This window comes from Granulicella sp. S156 (genome assembly GCF_009766105.1).
GTDB lineage: Bacteria > Acidobacteriota > Terriglobia > Terriglobales > Acidobacteriaceae > Granulicella.
The window spans coordinates 1-13,343 of record NZ_LMUH01000026.1; the positions used below are offsets into that span (position 1 = coordinate 1).

The following is a 13,343-nucleotide window of genomic DNA, read 5'->3' on the forward strand; positions in this document are numbered from 1 at the left end:
TCCATAGGAGTGTAGGCCCGCTTCGTCAAATTCCCGAGGTATATCTGTACGGCTTGTCCCGGCGTCCATCTCTTTGGGGAGGAGATTGAACCTCGTGGACGCCTCCCTCAGTGAGATGCAATTAGGGTTACATTTGAGTTAATCGGGGCAGAATTCATTCGCAGGCGAAAAATCTTCGCCAATGTCGGAAAAATGAGTTCCCCCCCACCGAGGTCTGCATAGGAGCAGCACGGGCGAAAGAACAGTCACAACGGCGCGTCTGCAACCTGATACTGATAATGGTTTTCAACGACAGGCCCTATGTTGATTCCGCTCAGCCACGCTGAAAGGTTTCCGAGCAACGAAAGGGTCGTCTGCGCGTCAAAGATGAGATGAGATTTGCTGTGTGGTTCCTCATTGTCGTCGTAGGCGCTAGTCTTTGCACCGTCTCTGCTCAAGGTGCCGCCTTGGTTGCGCCCTTCCATGCGGATTCCGACCACGATGGCCTGAGTGACCACACGGAACAGGCTCTCCTAGACCAACTCGCGCCGAGTTTCATGGTGGCGAGGCGAGACTGCCCGAATGTTCCCGCTGAATTCTCACCGGACCTAAAAACCCCAACAGTACTTCGCGTGAACGGCCCGATTTACGGGCAATGCTTTGCAAAGAACTTATGCCCACAAAACACGCGCTAGGCACTTCTGCGAAACATGTAGGACAGGCACTGCACGTCACCCCGAAGCGAGATGATCCGCAATAAAAAGCCCATGAATCCGTCAGTCCAGTCAATTCCTGACCCTGACCCTAGCAGAAAGACGATGCAGACCGAAGCCTTGCTCGTAAACGATTGGCCTTCATCGAACCGATAGCTGGAGAAGAAATGCAAAAATCTGAAGTGCTTCACGCCTGGGCCACCATTCTGGCTGGCCGTGCCCCCTCGCTTTCTGTTGAGATTACGAAGGAATGCCCTCTGCGATGCCCTGGGTGCTACGCCTTCGACGCGGCCCATCTTGGTAGGGATACTCTGCTGCGCCAACTCTCGGACTTCAAAGGCGAGGAACTCGTAGCGAAGATCCTCGCGCTGCTTGACGAGCTGAAGCCGCTCCACGTATCTCTCGTCGGGGGCGATCCATTCGTTCGCTATCGGGAGCTGGAGCAACTCATTCCACAAATTGAAGCCCGGGGGATTCACACTCAGGTCGTCACCAGTGCGTTTCGTATCATCCCGGCAGACTGGAACAAATACAAAAAACTGACCGTTGTCGTCTCGATCGATGGGCTGCAGCCGGAGCATGATGAGCGACGGAAGCCCGCGACGTATGAGCGAATTCTGAAGAATATTGTTGGCTCCCGGGTGACGATCCATTCCACGATCACTTCGCAGATCGCCGCACGTCACGGCTACCTGGAAGAGTTTCTCGCATTCTGGAGTGCGAATTCTGCCATTCGAAAGATCTGGTTCAGTCTGTTTACTCCTCAGATCGGTGCGACCGATCCGGAGATTCTGACGCCGGCACAGCGCATTCTTGTGATGAACGAGCTGCGCCGACTGCGACCGATGTTTCCCAAGCTGGACATGCACGATCTCGTCATTGACGAGATCGCTACTCCTCCGGCAAATCCCGAAAAGTGCATCTTTGCACGGACGACCGAGACGATCTCCGCCGATCTGAAGACTCAGATCACACCATGCCAGTTCGGCGGCAATCCCGACTGCTCCCAATGTGGCTGCATTGCATCGATGGGGCTCGCAGCCGTGGGCCACCATAAAGTCGTGGGTAGCCTGACTGCGGGACATCTGTTCATGGCTTCAGATCGCTTCGGCAAGAGGTTTCGGAGGTTGCAACGCGCTTTCTCGCCAAAGCCAATCGTTCAGCCGAAGGCTGCTCCATTTACGATTCTTCAGAGATAAGAAGGAGACGCATGTTGACCGAACAGGCATTCAGGCACGAAGAACAATTGCGACGCGAACTGGTCCGATTCAGCCGCTGGCTCTCACGTCTTGGTTTTACGCCCGGTACGTCCGGAAACTTATCCGTTCGATTGGATGAGGAACGCCTCCTTATGACACCTACTGGAATCAGCAAGGGCTTAGTGACGGCTGCAGACATGGTGATCGTCGACCTCCGGGGTCGTCTTCTCGCCGGCACGAGGAACGTAACGAGCGAGGTTGGCATGCACCTTGCAGTCTACGAAGGGCGTCCAGATGTAGCGGCAGTCGTCCACGCCCACCCGGCGACCGCGACCGCTTTCGCCTGTTCTAAGCGAGCACTTAACGAGATGCTTTGCCAGGAAGCAGTGATGACGCTCGGGTGTGTGCCCCTGGCTCGATATGCGACGACGGGAACACAGGAAGTGGCAGAAAGCCTTGGTCCATACCTTGCCACCCACGATGCAATCCTGTTGGAGAACCACGGTGCCGTGAGCTATGGATCGACGCTCCTTGAAGCATTCATGAGGATGGAGACTGTCGAGCATCTCGCACACGTAGCGCTTGTAGCCCACCAACTGGGGTCTGCTCGCCCCTTGTTGGCCGAGCAGGTGAAGCAATTACAGTGTGCTAAAGCAAAATACCAGCACAATGCCGTGGGTCACCCTGAGACCACATATGCCTCCGTAGATCAAACTCGCAGGCTGGTTCGCAGAGGGGTTCCGGGATGAGCCAAGAGCTTGAAAAGCTTCCAGGGGGCACTACACCAAGCGTCAAAAATCGTATTCCACAGCTTGCCGCTGTTTCTGGCTGGCCACCAGATTCTTCGGACGTGGCGTTGCAGGGCAGGAACGAGGCTGTTAAAAAACTGCCAAAAGCAGCCATTGATCAAGCAAGCCAACGTTTCCTGGATGCATTGAAGTGGCTCAGTCCACTCATGGCCCTGACCTTCGAGTTGTAGCCTCCTCACGAACTTGCGGAGGCCATGATCGAGTTGGTTCGCGTGTCTTTAACGTGAGGTACGCACGCCAGCGGCAACTTTACCGCTCTGAAGCCATTCCGGCCCGTTTTTATCGGGATGGTTTTGCTGTTTCTCGGGCTTGCGATCCGAAGGCTCTATTTCGCGCCCCAGAACTGCGACCCAGAAGGGAATTGCGTTGCGGATCGCACCAGAAAAGTTCAACGGCTCATCTTCTGGATCGTTGCACCACTCTTGCTCGGCCTCGTTGCTGCACCGTGGCTGATGCAATGCAGACGTGCGCTCGACGCTTCCGATCTGGAGTAATCAGCGGGATATAGATTCCTCGACAGAATCCTTCCTTGAGCTCTCAGCCTATTCCGCGGGACTCGTGGTGGGTACGATAGTTCAGCCAATCGTCAGCTCGGAGGAGGATCGGGCGAGTTGTTCAAAATTGCCCAGATTCACAAGGGCAAGCTGCGCCTACGATCTGGAATGCAGTGCTGGCTGCGTAAGGGCCAGGAGCCTCGCTCGGCCCCTCCTATCTGGACCGCGCTCGTTATTTGCACCGGGGCTCTATGGCGAATGCTAACTTCCGTGAGAACTGGTGCGTTGCAGATGAGGATGGGGAAGAAACCTCCCGTCCACTCAAGACTTATAAAAAACCCATTAAAAATCTATGACTTGCGCGGATATATCTCACCGTTTCAGCGGATCATAGGGAAGGGAACTGGTATAAGGTTAGTCAGCATTGGCCGCCGGGCACGTGTACGTAGTTGCCGGTCAGGCGGCGCAGCATGATCAATGAGTAAAAGGATCCCCGTTTTTTATGGCTCAGCCCAATATTTCGAGTGTTTCGATCGGTTCTAATAAGTTCCGGGCCGTCGGTGTCCACTTTGGTGTCTCCACGCTGAACAATGGCTCTCCGGGCACGCCGCTGATGGGCAGCGTCTCCTGTTCGGTGCTGGTGATGGTGGACATGAACGATCAAGTGAACATGCCGTTTTCCACCCTGCAGGGCATCTTCAATCTCAGTTACGGGGTAACCCGGGAAAAGATTCAGGACATTGTGTTGACCTTCTGGTCCGACGACAACGCTGAAGATGCGATCTGTTCGTATACCTTTCGCGGCTGGATCAGCGATTACACCACCACCACCGGCTTTGGAAACAGCAATGCATCTTCCGGCATGAATCATATTCTGACGCTGACACTGCAGCCGGAGCTGGACGCATCCAACTTCGTCAATATCGCATTGGGCAACTAGCGTTCGGGCGGTGCGTCGAAGATGAACGATCCAAACATCATTGCGGGATACCCGATTGTTCGTGGAGACGACGGCCAGCTTTATTACGTTGCCTACACCGACCACGGCGGCCAAGCGTACGGTTGGCTTGTCACCTATATCGATCATCTCCGGCATCACCATGCGCATCATGCCCATGCCAGGCGAGCGCCGCATCCGGCGCATCATCATGCCTCGCATCACTCCAAACATCATGGGGCCGTCGCTCTCAATCACCGGCGTACGGTACATCCGAAGCCTCACCACGCTGCCAACGCGCAGCCAGCCATAGCGTCCAGTAATGGCAGCGATCCCCCGCAGATCGCAGCTGAGGCCGCGGCTGCTACGGCGGAGTGGAAAGAAAGATCGAATGCCCTGTACGCCCGCCGCATGATGCATATCCAAGGTGGGCTGGATCTCGCAGCTGGCGGCAGCGGACTGGCGGTCACCATTGGGGCTCTGGCGATAGCGGGCGCACCCGAAACTCTGGGCGCAAGTATCGTCGTAGGCTTTCTGACTTACAGTCTTATTCGTGCACTAATGCAGATTGGAGAAGGTGCGGCGGAATCGGCCGCGTCCTTCTCTGATAGCGATGAGCAGCTGAAAGAGACAGCGGAAGACATGGAAAAGATGAAGACGGTGACCAGCGTTCTGGGAGACATTTCGCTGCTCACCGATAAGGTCCGCGGAGATAGAGCCCACTGGACCCGTGCTGGCGTGATCGCGGACGGAGAGACGCTGGCCGATGGATTTCTCATCAGAGATCCCTTTGAGGAGGTAGGCGCGCTTAACCGGATCGCCTCCACCATCTCTCCGGGACGTGCAGAAAGCCTGGCGATGGGGTTTAAATATGGGTTGAAATCAGGAGATATTGCGGACAAGTTTGACAAGACCCACTTTGCCAGTGACGATACCTTCAAGGTAATCGCCTATCTTGAGCAGGAACGGAAAGCCAAGGAGCGAGCCAGAGAAAACGCACGAAAACAGACCAAGAACGCCACGCAACCAACTGCGGTTCCGCGCTGAGGGAGAGTCCAGGCATTGCTCAATCCGGCTGATCTGACCATTCAACAACGCCAGGCGCGCAGCATGGAACGAAGACTCTTTTTCCTGTGGCCTGTAGTCGAATTGCCGGAGGACGTGGAGCGCGTCACGCTGCTTGGTTACTGGGTATGCGTGGCCCTTGGTGTGGGCAATCTTGTGTTTGGCGTACTCAAGCTCAGGGCGGATCGAGCCGCCGGCGAAAGCCTAGCTTGGTATGGATATCTGGTGCTGGCCGCGATCCCCCTGTTCTTTTTTCTCGGGGCCAATGCGTTGCGCCGCGCGAAGTGGCCGGCCGCCGTCATGCTGCTTGTCTTTCTGGTGACGGACACGCTCAGTCAGCGCATCGTGCGGGGCACGTTCAGCGTGCTGGACGTGCTGGAATGCGTTCTGTTCGTTGTGATTGCGCGAGGCATCTGGCTTTCGTCACATCGAACGATGCCGGAGATCGAGCCTTTGACCGACTATGCTAAAGACGGCCTGCGCGACCTGCTTGTCTATCGACTGCCCCCGCTGGTATGGCCAAGGTTTCAGATTCTGTTCTGGACGATCGGCGCCTTGGAGATCGCACTCTTTCTCGCTCCTCTTGTACTTACCCTCGGACGCTAATCCGTTAGCCTCGGCCATCGCTGAGAGAATGGACAGGGTCTGTTCCATGCACGCGATTCAGGGCTGACCGTCCGTAAATTCTGCGAAATGAAGTGCGCAGCCGGAGGTTCACTCATGGATGACTTTACAAGACATTCCCAATGATGCAATCCGAACAAAGCCGCCGCGCCCGCTACATCCTGCGCTCTATGCTGTTTTTCTGGCCTATCGTCGATTCCGTGGACGACGTAGACCGTGTGACGCGATTCGGCTACAGCGTATACCTCTGGGTTCTGCTGATTAACGCCATTGCGATCGTGCCTGATTTACTGCGGCCAGATTGGACTGCATGGGCGATTCTTGCCCTGCTTTGCGCGATTACTTTTCTGGGTGCCAACGCCGTCCGGCAAAAGAGCGTAGTTGCGGCTGCCATGCTTTGTTTTGTCGCGGCCACACACATTCCTGTCGCCTATGTTCTCGGCCACACGATTCCTTATCTCGCGTGTGGCGTGTTCCTGGCCTATCTCATCACCTGGCGCGGTGTGGCGCTCGCTGCACGGTTCCAAACCTCCCCATCTGACCCGCCTCCGCTCTACGAGTCCGATGTTCTGCCGCTGAGTTACCGCACTTCATTTGGCAAGTACATGACCGATCGGCTTGCACCGAAAGTCTGGCCTGCGTGGCAGTGGCTCTTCTGGATCACTAGCGTACTTTTCGCTGCCGCTCAACTTGTCTTCGCCTATGCCTACACCCACGTTCACCTCCAGTCGAACTAAGTTGGGCGCTAGAGTGGCTGGCCCAATGTCTGACAAACACGACGGGCCGTCGCTCATCCGTGATAACTTCAGTTCGCAACTCTGAAAAGAATCCTATGCTCAGCCCCGAGGATGAAGCGATTGCGGAACGACGCTCGCGATTTGTGGGGCGGCAGCTTCTGGCCTTTTGGCCCATGGTCGACGATATCGACGATGTGGATCGCGTCTCTCTGCTCGGATATGGGACTTGCATTGTGTATGCTGTCTGGCAATCGATCGTCTCAGTTCAGATTGTGTTCCAAAGCGGCGATGCGGACGAGCGTCTTGCGATCTACCTGATTACTCCTTGCATGCTTATCTTCTACTTCCTCGGCGCCAATGCGGTGCGCCGCAGCAGTGTACCTGCGGCTGCATTTCTGGCGCTGGCGGCATTTGCCGTTCCCTTCGTGACTTACATGGAGCGAAGGAGCTTCCATGCGCTCGAGATTGGCGTGTTTGTCATCTTCCTGATCGTCCTTCGCGGTACCTGGCTTACGTCGAAGTGGCTTTCGACTCATACCGCAGATGACGTCAAGACTGGACCGTTGCGCATCAGCAATATCCTTCCTCTCCAAATCCGGACCGGCGTGGGACGTGTGATGGTGGATGCGTGGCCTGCGAGAGTGTGGCCACGGTGCCAGATCCTGTTCTGGATTGCAGGCATCGTGATGCTCAGTGCAGCACTTCTTGGTCTTGTTATGGATCATCTTGCAACGCATATCCGGTGACACAAGCCGGACAACACTGCGCGCCCGTTACATCCCGCGGATCAGTCAGAGACTGATCCGCTGTTCCACCGCATGACTGAGTACTTCGCGGTTCGCTGCGGCTCCATGAATTCTTGGTAAATCCGCTCATAATCTTCTGTGGGTTGACGTATTCTGTTTGCGTCAGCGAACTAAAAAGAAGGCTAAGAAGCCGGTGGCAACAGCCCGGCGGATTTGTACAGGAACAGGGGCCAGAATGTCCTATCCATCCATCAAGGTCGGCGACAACCTCCTTCAGGATGCACGATTCACCTTTTTGGAAGTAAGACAGGTGCTCAATGAGCATTGGTGGTGTACGTTTGCCTGCGGACAGGAGAACGATGCGCCCATTCCGGTGCAGGACTGGCTGGGCAAGGAGCTCGAAATCACCAGCACAGACGAGCAGAAGGTGGATCATATCCACTTCAGCGGATTCATTCTTTCCGTCGATCTGATCTACGAAGCCTCTGGAACTTTTTCCGCGCATTGCACTGCCGTCACGTACTCCTGGCTGCTGGACCAGGCACCGCATAAGCAGTACTACCTGGCCAAGACTTTATCCGATATCGCTTCCATTGCGGCAGGCCGCGCCGGGCTTACGGCCTCAGTCAACGCAGCCGGATCCAAGCCACTCAACTATGTGCAGTATGGCGAAACGGATTTCAGTTTTCTGCACCGCATTACGGACGACTACAAAGCGTGGCTGCGCCCGAGCGTGAAGGGCATCGAGATCTTTGACAGCTTTCAGGCGGGCACCGATCTGGAATGGCGCGGCTCCAGCGGGCTAGGTCTTCTGGACTTCATGCTGGGTGGCACTCTGAAGCCAGCCAGCTTCAACGGCAGCCACTATGACTTCCACGTCATGCAGAGCCAGATGTTTCAGAATGTGAGCAAGGCTCCGAGTTTTACTTCCTCCTCGGCCGGCCTGGCCAGCGCGGTCGTCGCGCAGTCGCAGGCTGTCATGCCGAGCAGCTTTGTGCAGCAGCGCCCGCGAGCGATGACGCTTGCTGACTTTCAGACCTCTATCGAGGACGAAGCGGAGCGCGCGTTGGGTTCCGCCATCACTGGCCGCGGCAGCAGCCGCAACACAGCGCTCTATGCCGGCAATACTGTCAACATCACCGGCTCGATTGCCGCTGCGGGAACCTACGGCCTGGTCGCCGTCACGCACCGCTGGGACGCCGGCGGCTACGGCAACACCTTCACTGTGACGCCGTGGCAGAACTATCGCAACAGCACGGAGCCGCCGCTGCGCTCCTGGCACGGCATTGTGCCCGCGTGCGTGACCGCGCACAACGATCCCAAGAAGATGGGGCGTATTCAGGTGCAGTTTTTCTGGCAGGATGATGGCTCGACCCACTGGGCGCGGACTACCAGCCCGCACGCTGGTCCGGATCGCGGCTTCATGTTTATGCCGGAGATCGGCGACGAGGTGGCGGTCGCGTTTGAAGACGGCGATCCCGAACGGCCTGTCATTCTGGGGTCGTTGTGGAACGGCGTTCACCAAGCCCCTCGCTACGACTTCCGCGGAGGCGATATCGATGACAATGACGTCAAGCGCCTGGTGACCAAGTCCGGCAACCGCATTCATCTCAGCGACAAGGCTGGCCAGGAAACGGTATTTCTTGCCACACCTGCACACAACTCTCTCACCATGACTGAGCAGTCGAACGAGACCGGCAATCATCTGATCGTGCTGCACTCTGACGGCGATATCGTCCTCAGCGCACCCAATGGCCGCGTCCACATCGACAGCCTCACGTTTTCCCGCGTCAACGGTTAGCATCCATCGCCGCAAGGAGCCTCATGCCGCCGCAACCCTTTACTGGACAGAAAAAAACGCCCAACCAGAACTTCGATGCCTCCAAGGACAATGTCTGCCCGCCCCTGCGTTCGCTCAACATGAAAAACATGAAGGATACCAGCGCGCTGCAAGGGCAGGTGGGAAGCGATTGCAAGCTGGTCCACGGCGATTGCTGGCAGCAGATCGACGGCAGCCAGACCGAAAAGATCAACCACAATCTGACGACCGACATCATGGTCAACGAGTTCTGGATGGTGCATAACGATCTGTTTTACACCGTGAACAACCTCACCGTGGACAATCGCTATGGCGCCCATTATCAGGTCAACTGGGACGTGCGCTTCGACCACTTCATCCACACCCGCACCGAGACCCACGATCAGCGCGAAGTGATCCATCAGCCGACAGAAAATGTGAACTGGTTCCAGAAGATTGTAGAGTTTAGCTGGGAAAAGCATACAAGCCAGATGTTTTATTTCGTGGCAAACCTCTTCAAATTTGAAGTAGACGGCACGGAAACTTCTGGAAAAGGAATCGTGATCCAGCGGATTTTTCTTCGAAACCAAAACGAGCCAACCAAACTCACATGGACCGGCTTCAAATCTCAGGTAGGTTTGCTGAAGTCGAGGATCGCGGCTGCCCGGGCCACTGCTACAGTTGCCCACGCGGAAGCCGAGCCCACCGCCAATGCGGGGCCAGTTGCCGAGATCGGAGCGCCTCACATCTAAAGCGGACGGGGAATATCCCCAGGAGAGGCGTCCATGCACTTCGGAACAAAAATGTACTCTTATCTGTCTCCAGGCGACGTGCTCACCGTTGTCAGCCCTATCAGTGTCTGGTGGCTCGGCCTCGTGCTGGCCGTGAGCGTGTTTCTACTGCTGGTTTCCATTGATGCGAGCCGCAAAAACCAGGCGCTGCTCGGCCTGCTGATGCTTGCCGTCATGGGTCTGGTTACCTCAAATGCCACCGTCGTGTTTAACGGCACAAAACACACCGGCACCGTACGCACGGTCACCTTTTTCTATCCCACGACCCGGCATTATCCTCTTTCTTCCATTCTCGGAGCGCGGATCGACACCTCCGATGAGTCTGACGCCGTCAACCTGGTACTTGATGGTGGCGTGGATCTCCAACTCACGCCCTATAACCAAATGAGCGGCAAAGGCCAGGCCGTCTTCACCATCAACCAGTTCCTTCAACAGCACGGCGGTACGGGGACACTCTACTAACTGGCAGGACGACTTAAAGGGAAATGTATGCACTTCGGACGTTCTATCTACTGCATTAATCCGTCGCATGATGTGTTGCTGGTCATCAGCCCCATTGATGCCCTGATGACCTGTGGGATTGTCTTCGGCGCGGTGTTGATCATGTTTTTCTTTCTTCTCTACCAGGCTCGCGCCAAAGTTGTGATCCCTGTCGGCCTGCTGCTAGCCGTTATCTTAGCCGGTGCCGCCTCCAATGGCACCATCGAACTGGACGCTGTTCGTGGTACTGCTGTCATACACACCGTTCTCTTCTGTTACCCACAGACCTATCGCTATCCTCTTTCGTCGGTTATGGGAGCATCCGTCGCAATCGGCGATCAGAACGACGCGCTTCGCCTGGTCTTCCAGGGCGGCGGTGATCTACAACTCACGCCCTACAACCAGATGGGGGGCAAAGGACAGGCCGCCTTCGCCATCAACCAGTTCCTCCAGGAGCACGGCGGTAGGGGATCACCTTATTAGCATCATGAAAAGAGAAGATGAGCACATGCCAGAATCGCCGGACAGACGCAAGCGCCTGCTGGAGTACGAAGCGCCCTCCCTTGATCCATTCGTGCGGGCCGATAGCACAACCGATTGTTCCGTTTATTGGTGCGGTGTGCGGGAGTTCCCCGTAAACTCCTACGAACGAATCTGGTTTCTCGAGTTCCTGGCCCGGCTGGCCCGCCATCTGAAGCAGACTCAGAAGCTGCGTGAGCAGAACTTCCTGCAAAACAAATTCCTCCTGCCCGACCTGATAGAACTCTTCGTCAAGCGTTCTGAAGAATACGTTCCCATCATCGGCATGACCCTGATTCCCGGTACCGAGCCCATCAAAATCCCGGACGCTGACCAGATGCGTAAAGAGGCCCAGAAGGACATCGACGCAAAGCGCTCGCTTAACCCCACCCGCTGGATGCCCGACTACGCTCACCTCTTTCTGGATCCGGACACCACCGCGCAGCGTGCTGACTTCTTCGGCCATGGCGGCATGCTGGGCTTATACCTGAAGCCTGATTCTAGACAGATCGAGCCGCTGCCGGAGCTGCCGCGCATATTTACCTCGCACCCGGCGTTCTCTCCCGCGATGTTGAAACAGCACCAGATGAGTCTCGCGTTTCAGGACCCCTGGCTGACGCAGAGCAAGGAGGTCTTCGGTGAGCCGTTCAAGGATAGTGCCAGCTTCGACGGGCTTCCCTTCATCCTGCCGCTGCTTACTTCTGCAAGCCTGCTTGACGCCACGGCAGACGAGCGTAAACGCTGGTTCGAGCTGTTCGACGGCTACTGGATCGAAAGCAAGCCCGACAAAGGCTTGCTGCTCGTGCTCAAAGCACCGGACTTCGATTTGGAGCTGGTGGAGCTGCTCGACCAGATGCGGCTGGACGGCTACACCTTTCGGAGCATCCTATGAGCGCCGCCGGGCAGGCAGGAGGACACGTGCGCCGCATTCAAGGGCAGGAATTTACGCCTATTGGCGGATGGGCGGGCTACGAAATCCCCGTGCACATGCCCATCAAAGACGCCGCCCTAAATGAGACCCTAAAAGGTGCACTGTGGACTTTGATCATCCGGCTGCATCCGCACGAAACGCAGCCCTCTGTTTGGTTCCTGATGGACAACCTGCATAGGGACGATGCCGTGCTGACCCTCAGCCGCAACGCACGCGCCTGGATGCCCAGTCAGGGTATCGGTCTATGGCCAGACCAGCCGCCGCCGCGGACGATGACCAGCAAGGATGTGCTCGACCTGACATGGGGTGAGACGCCGCAGCTTCCGTACCATCGCGTCACCCGGCTGCGAGCCGCGACGGACGTGCAGCACACAGCCTGGACCACCATGTTCGGCTTGGGAAGCACGGTGTTGACGCTCGTTCCCGGAGGGGGGCAGCGGCTGCTCGACGAAACACGCGAATACCTCAAGCGGCCCATCGTCGATGAAGGCTTCCAGCGCTTCCCGTTTTACTTTCCGCTGCTCGGCAAAAAAACTCTGATCAACGCCACGGCGGAAGAGCTCGACGGCTGGCTCGGGCCGGCGCAGCTCTACCTGCGCGAAAGCGAAGAGGACAATGCTGTCTTGCTGCTGACCCGTACCGCGCCTTCGATCCTAAACAAAGCACTGGAAGAGACAGGCTTCACCGTCGCCCCCCGCGATCAGCCCGGCGAAGACGAGATACTATGACGATGAAAAGACGCTTGTACCGCTGGGGTGCCTTTCTGCGTCAGCCTTCCATCCTTCACTAGGCTTCCCAACCAAGATTGAAGGGTTCGTTGCGGGACTCCTTTCAGAACAACGGCAATGTCACTTCTGCGCGCGCCTTCGGGCCTTTGCCGCACAGCTTCGACGATTGCGCTCAGCTCTTTTTCTCGTAGGCGTTCAGGCATGCTTCCTCCATTAATTGCTCGATCCGCTATCGCGCAAATCTCAAACGGATCGCGCAACAAATTTGGGAATCACGCAAGATGAATTTGCGCGACACCTCAGGAACTCTCACTGGTCGCAACATGCAGAATCTCGTAAGAGCAACCGCCCAGGAGCGAGTTTCTGGGAGACATCCACATTTCTTGAGAGCCACCCCTAGAGTTTCTGGTACGTCGCTGCGGCGCGATTCGGGAGGACGAAGAACTGCCGCACGGTATAACTTGGACCGCCGCGGCCGCGCCACATGGCTAGGCTGCCGCAGCCGCCGATTCAAGAGACTGAGTCTTTAGTTCCGAAACTCGCGACTGCTCACGTGGTTTTCGCCGAAGAGTCGATCTTTCAAGTTTCCCTCTTAACCTTCTGCCTGCGCTGGCGCAGCGGATCTAGTGACGGAGGGCGCTCAAGAGTTCCTCCGTGGTGATCTGTCTAACCCGATCCCATCCGCCTCCAGCAGAGGGAGTCACCTGATAAACAGTTCGTTTATTGCGTTCTTCATTCCATTCGAGTGCCGCACCGGTGAGGAGAGAGACCCTTGCTACTTCCCGATCTCCAT

The 13,343-nt window shown here is 56.6% G+C and carries 16 protein-coding genes; 15 read left to right on the forward strand and 1 reads right to left on the reverse strand.

The features are described 5' to 3' along the window. Positions 1–245 precede the first annotated feature (245 nt). Complete coding sequence (locus tag GSQ91_RS21570) at positions 246–497, reverse strand: hypothetical protein (RefSeq protein ID WP_158823842.1); 252 nt, start codon at positions 495–497, stop codon at positions 246–248. A 362-nt stretch (positions 498–859) separates the two neighbouring features. Here GSQ91_RS21570 and GSQ91_RS21575 point away from each other — a divergent pair, with 362 nt between their 5' ends. The 15 genes from GSQ91_RS21575 (at position 860) to GSQ91_RS21645 (ending at position 12,550) form a co-directional block, all read left to right on the forward strand. Continuing rightward, positions 860–1,891: a radical SAM protein gene (locus GSQ91_RS21575; protein ID WP_158823843.1), complete on the forward strand. Its 1,032-nt coding sequence runs from the start codon at positions 860–862 to the stop codon at positions 1,889–1,891. An 11-nt stretch (positions 1,892–1,902) separates the two neighbouring features. Then, positions 1,903–2,640 (forward strand): class II aldolase/adducin family protein, encoded by a 738-nt coding sequence (locus GSQ91_RS21580; RefSeq protein ID WP_158823844.1) that lies wholly within the window; start codon positions 1,903–1,905, stop codon positions 2,638–2,640. Then, complete coding sequence (locus GSQ91_RS21585) at positions 2,637–2,870, forward strand: hypothetical protein (protein ID WP_158823845.1); 234 nt, start codon at positions 2,637–2,639, stop codon at positions 2,868–2,870. The genes GSQ91_RS21580 and GSQ91_RS21585 overlap by 4 nt, the downstream gene beginning before the upstream one ends. 117 nt (positions 2,871–2,987) lie before the next feature. Further along, the gene (locus GSQ91_RS26305) at positions 2,988–3,194 is read left to right on the forward strand and encodes a hypothetical protein (protein ID WP_158823846.1); all 207 of its coding nucleotides are present in this window, start codon (positions 2,988–2,990) and stop codon (positions 3,192–3,194) included. A gap of 502 nt (positions 3,195–3,696) precedes the next feature. Beyond that, entirely contained in the window at positions 3,697–4,134 is a 438-nt protein-coding gene (locus GSQ91_RS21595) for a hypothetical protein (RefSeq protein ID WP_158823847.1), read from the forward strand. Positions 4,135–4,155: 21 nt separating this feature from the next. Continuing rightward, positions 4,156–5,178: a hypothetical protein gene (locus GSQ91_RS21600; protein WP_158823848.1), complete on the forward strand. Its 1,023-nt coding sequence runs from the start codon at positions 4,156–4,158 to the stop codon at positions 5,176–5,178. A 63-nt stretch (positions 5,179–5,241) separates the two neighbouring features. Continuing rightward, on the forward strand, positions 5,242–5,802 hold the full coding sequence (locus GSQ91_RS21605) for a hypothetical protein (protein WP_158823849.1): 561 nt from the start codon (positions 5,242–5,244) through the stop codon (positions 5,800–5,802). A gap of 140 nt (positions 5,803–5,942) precedes the next feature. Then, positions 5,943–6,557 (forward strand): hypothetical protein, encoded by a 615-nt coding sequence (locus GSQ91_RS21610; RefSeq protein WP_158823850.1) that lies wholly within the window; start codon positions 5,943–5,945, stop codon positions 6,555–6,557. A gap of 95 nt (positions 6,558–6,652) precedes the next feature. Then, a complete protein-coding gene (locus GSQ91_RS21615; RefSeq protein WP_158823851.1) occupies positions 6,653–7,303 on the forward strand; it encodes a hypothetical protein in 651 nt (216 codons plus the stop codon). A gap of 235 nt (positions 7,304–7,538) precedes the next feature. Further along, positions 7,539–9,104, forward strand: a complete 1,566-nt coding sequence (locus tag GSQ91_RS21620; RefSeq protein ID WP_158823852.1) for a type VI secretion system Vgr family protein — start codon at positions 7,539–7,541, stop codon at positions 9,102–9,104. A 23-nt stretch (positions 9,105–9,127) separates the two neighbouring features. After that, on the forward strand, positions 9,128–9,853 hold the full coding sequence (locus GSQ91_RS21625; RefSeq protein ID WP_158823853.1) for a hypothetical protein: 726 nt from the start codon (positions 9,128–9,130) through the stop codon (positions 9,851–9,853). Positions 9,854–9,886: 33 nt separating this feature from the next. Next, positions 9,887–10,354, forward strand: coding sequence for a hypothetical protein (locus tag GSQ91_RS21630; protein ID WP_158823854.1), 468 nt, complete (start codon positions 9,887–9,889; stop codon positions 10,352–10,354). Positions 10,355–10,381: 27 nt separating this feature from the next. Further along, positions 10,382–10,855 carry a hypothetical protein gene (locus GSQ91_RS21635; protein WP_158823855.1) on the forward strand — a complete coding sequence of 158 codons (474 nt, stop codon included), beginning with the start codon at positions 10,382–10,384 and terminating at the stop codon, positions 10,853–10,855. Between the two features lie 136 nt (positions 10,856–10,991). Beyond that, the gene (locus GSQ91_RS21640) at positions 10,992–11,783 is read left to right on the forward strand and encodes a hypothetical protein (RefSeq protein ID WP_158823856.1); all 792 of its coding nucleotides are present in this window, start codon (positions 10,992–10,994) and stop codon (positions 11,781–11,783) included. A gap of 26 nt (positions 11,784–11,809) precedes the next feature. Further along, complete coding sequence (locus tag GSQ91_RS21645; RefSeq protein WP_158823857.1) at positions 11,810–12,550, forward strand: hypothetical protein; 741 nt, start codon at positions 11,810–11,812, stop codon at positions 12,548–12,550. Positions 12,551–13,343 lie beyond the last annotated feature (793 nt).

Bases quoted from the DNA above. Each gene is read 5' to 3' on its own strand.
- GSQ91_RS21610 (WP_158823850.1), top strand. From the start codon at position 5,943: ATGATGCAATCCGAACAAAGCCGCCGCGCCCGCTACATCCTGCGCTCT.
- GSQ91_RS21575 (WP_158823843.1), top strand. From the start codon at position 860: ATGCAAAAATCTGAAGTGCTTCACGCCTGGGCCACCATTCTGGCTGGC.
- GSQ91_RS26305 (WP_158823846.1), top strand. From the start codon at position 2,988: ATGGTTTTGCTGTTTCTCGGGCTTGCGATCCGAAGGCTCTATTTCGCG.
- GSQ91_RS21615 (WP_158823851.1), top strand. From the start codon at position 6,653: ATGCTCAGCCCCGAGGATGAAGCGATTGCGGAACGACGCTCGCGATTT.
- GSQ91_RS21620 (WP_158823852.1), top strand. From the start codon at position 7,539: ATGTCCTATCCATCCATCAAGGTCGGCGACAACCTCCTTCAGGATGCA.
- GSQ91_RS21605 (WP_158823849.1), top strand. From the start codon at position 5,242: ATGGAACGAAGACTCTTTTTCCTGTGGCCTGTAGTCGAATTGCCGGAG.
- GSQ91_RS21625 (WP_158823853.1), top strand. From the start codon at position 9,128: ATGCCGCCGCAACCCTTTACTGGACAGAAAAAAACGCCCAACCAGAAC.
- GSQ91_RS21600 (WP_158823848.1), top strand. From the start codon at position 4,156: ATGAACGATCCAAACATCATTGCGGGATACCCGATTGTTCGTGGAGAC.
- GSQ91_RS21630 (WP_158823854.1), top strand. From the start codon at position 9,887: ATGCACTTCGGAACAAAAATGTACTCTTATCTGTCTCCAGGCGACGTG.
- GSQ91_RS21635 (WP_158823855.1), top strand. From the start codon at position 10,382: ATGCACTTCGGACGTTCTATCTACTGCATTAATCCGTCGCATGATGTG.
- GSQ91_RS21595 (WP_158823847.1), top strand. From the start codon at position 3,697: ATGGCTCAGCCCAATATTTCGAGTGTTTCGATCGGTTCTAATAAGTTC.
- GSQ91_RS21585 (WP_158823845.1), top strand. From the start codon at position 2,637: ATGAGCCAAGAGCTTGAAAAGCTTCCAGGGGGCACTACACCAAGCGTC.
- GSQ91_RS21580 (WP_158823844.1), top strand. From the start codon at position 1,903: ATGTTGACCGAACAGGCATTCAGGCACGAAGAACAATTGCGACGCGAA.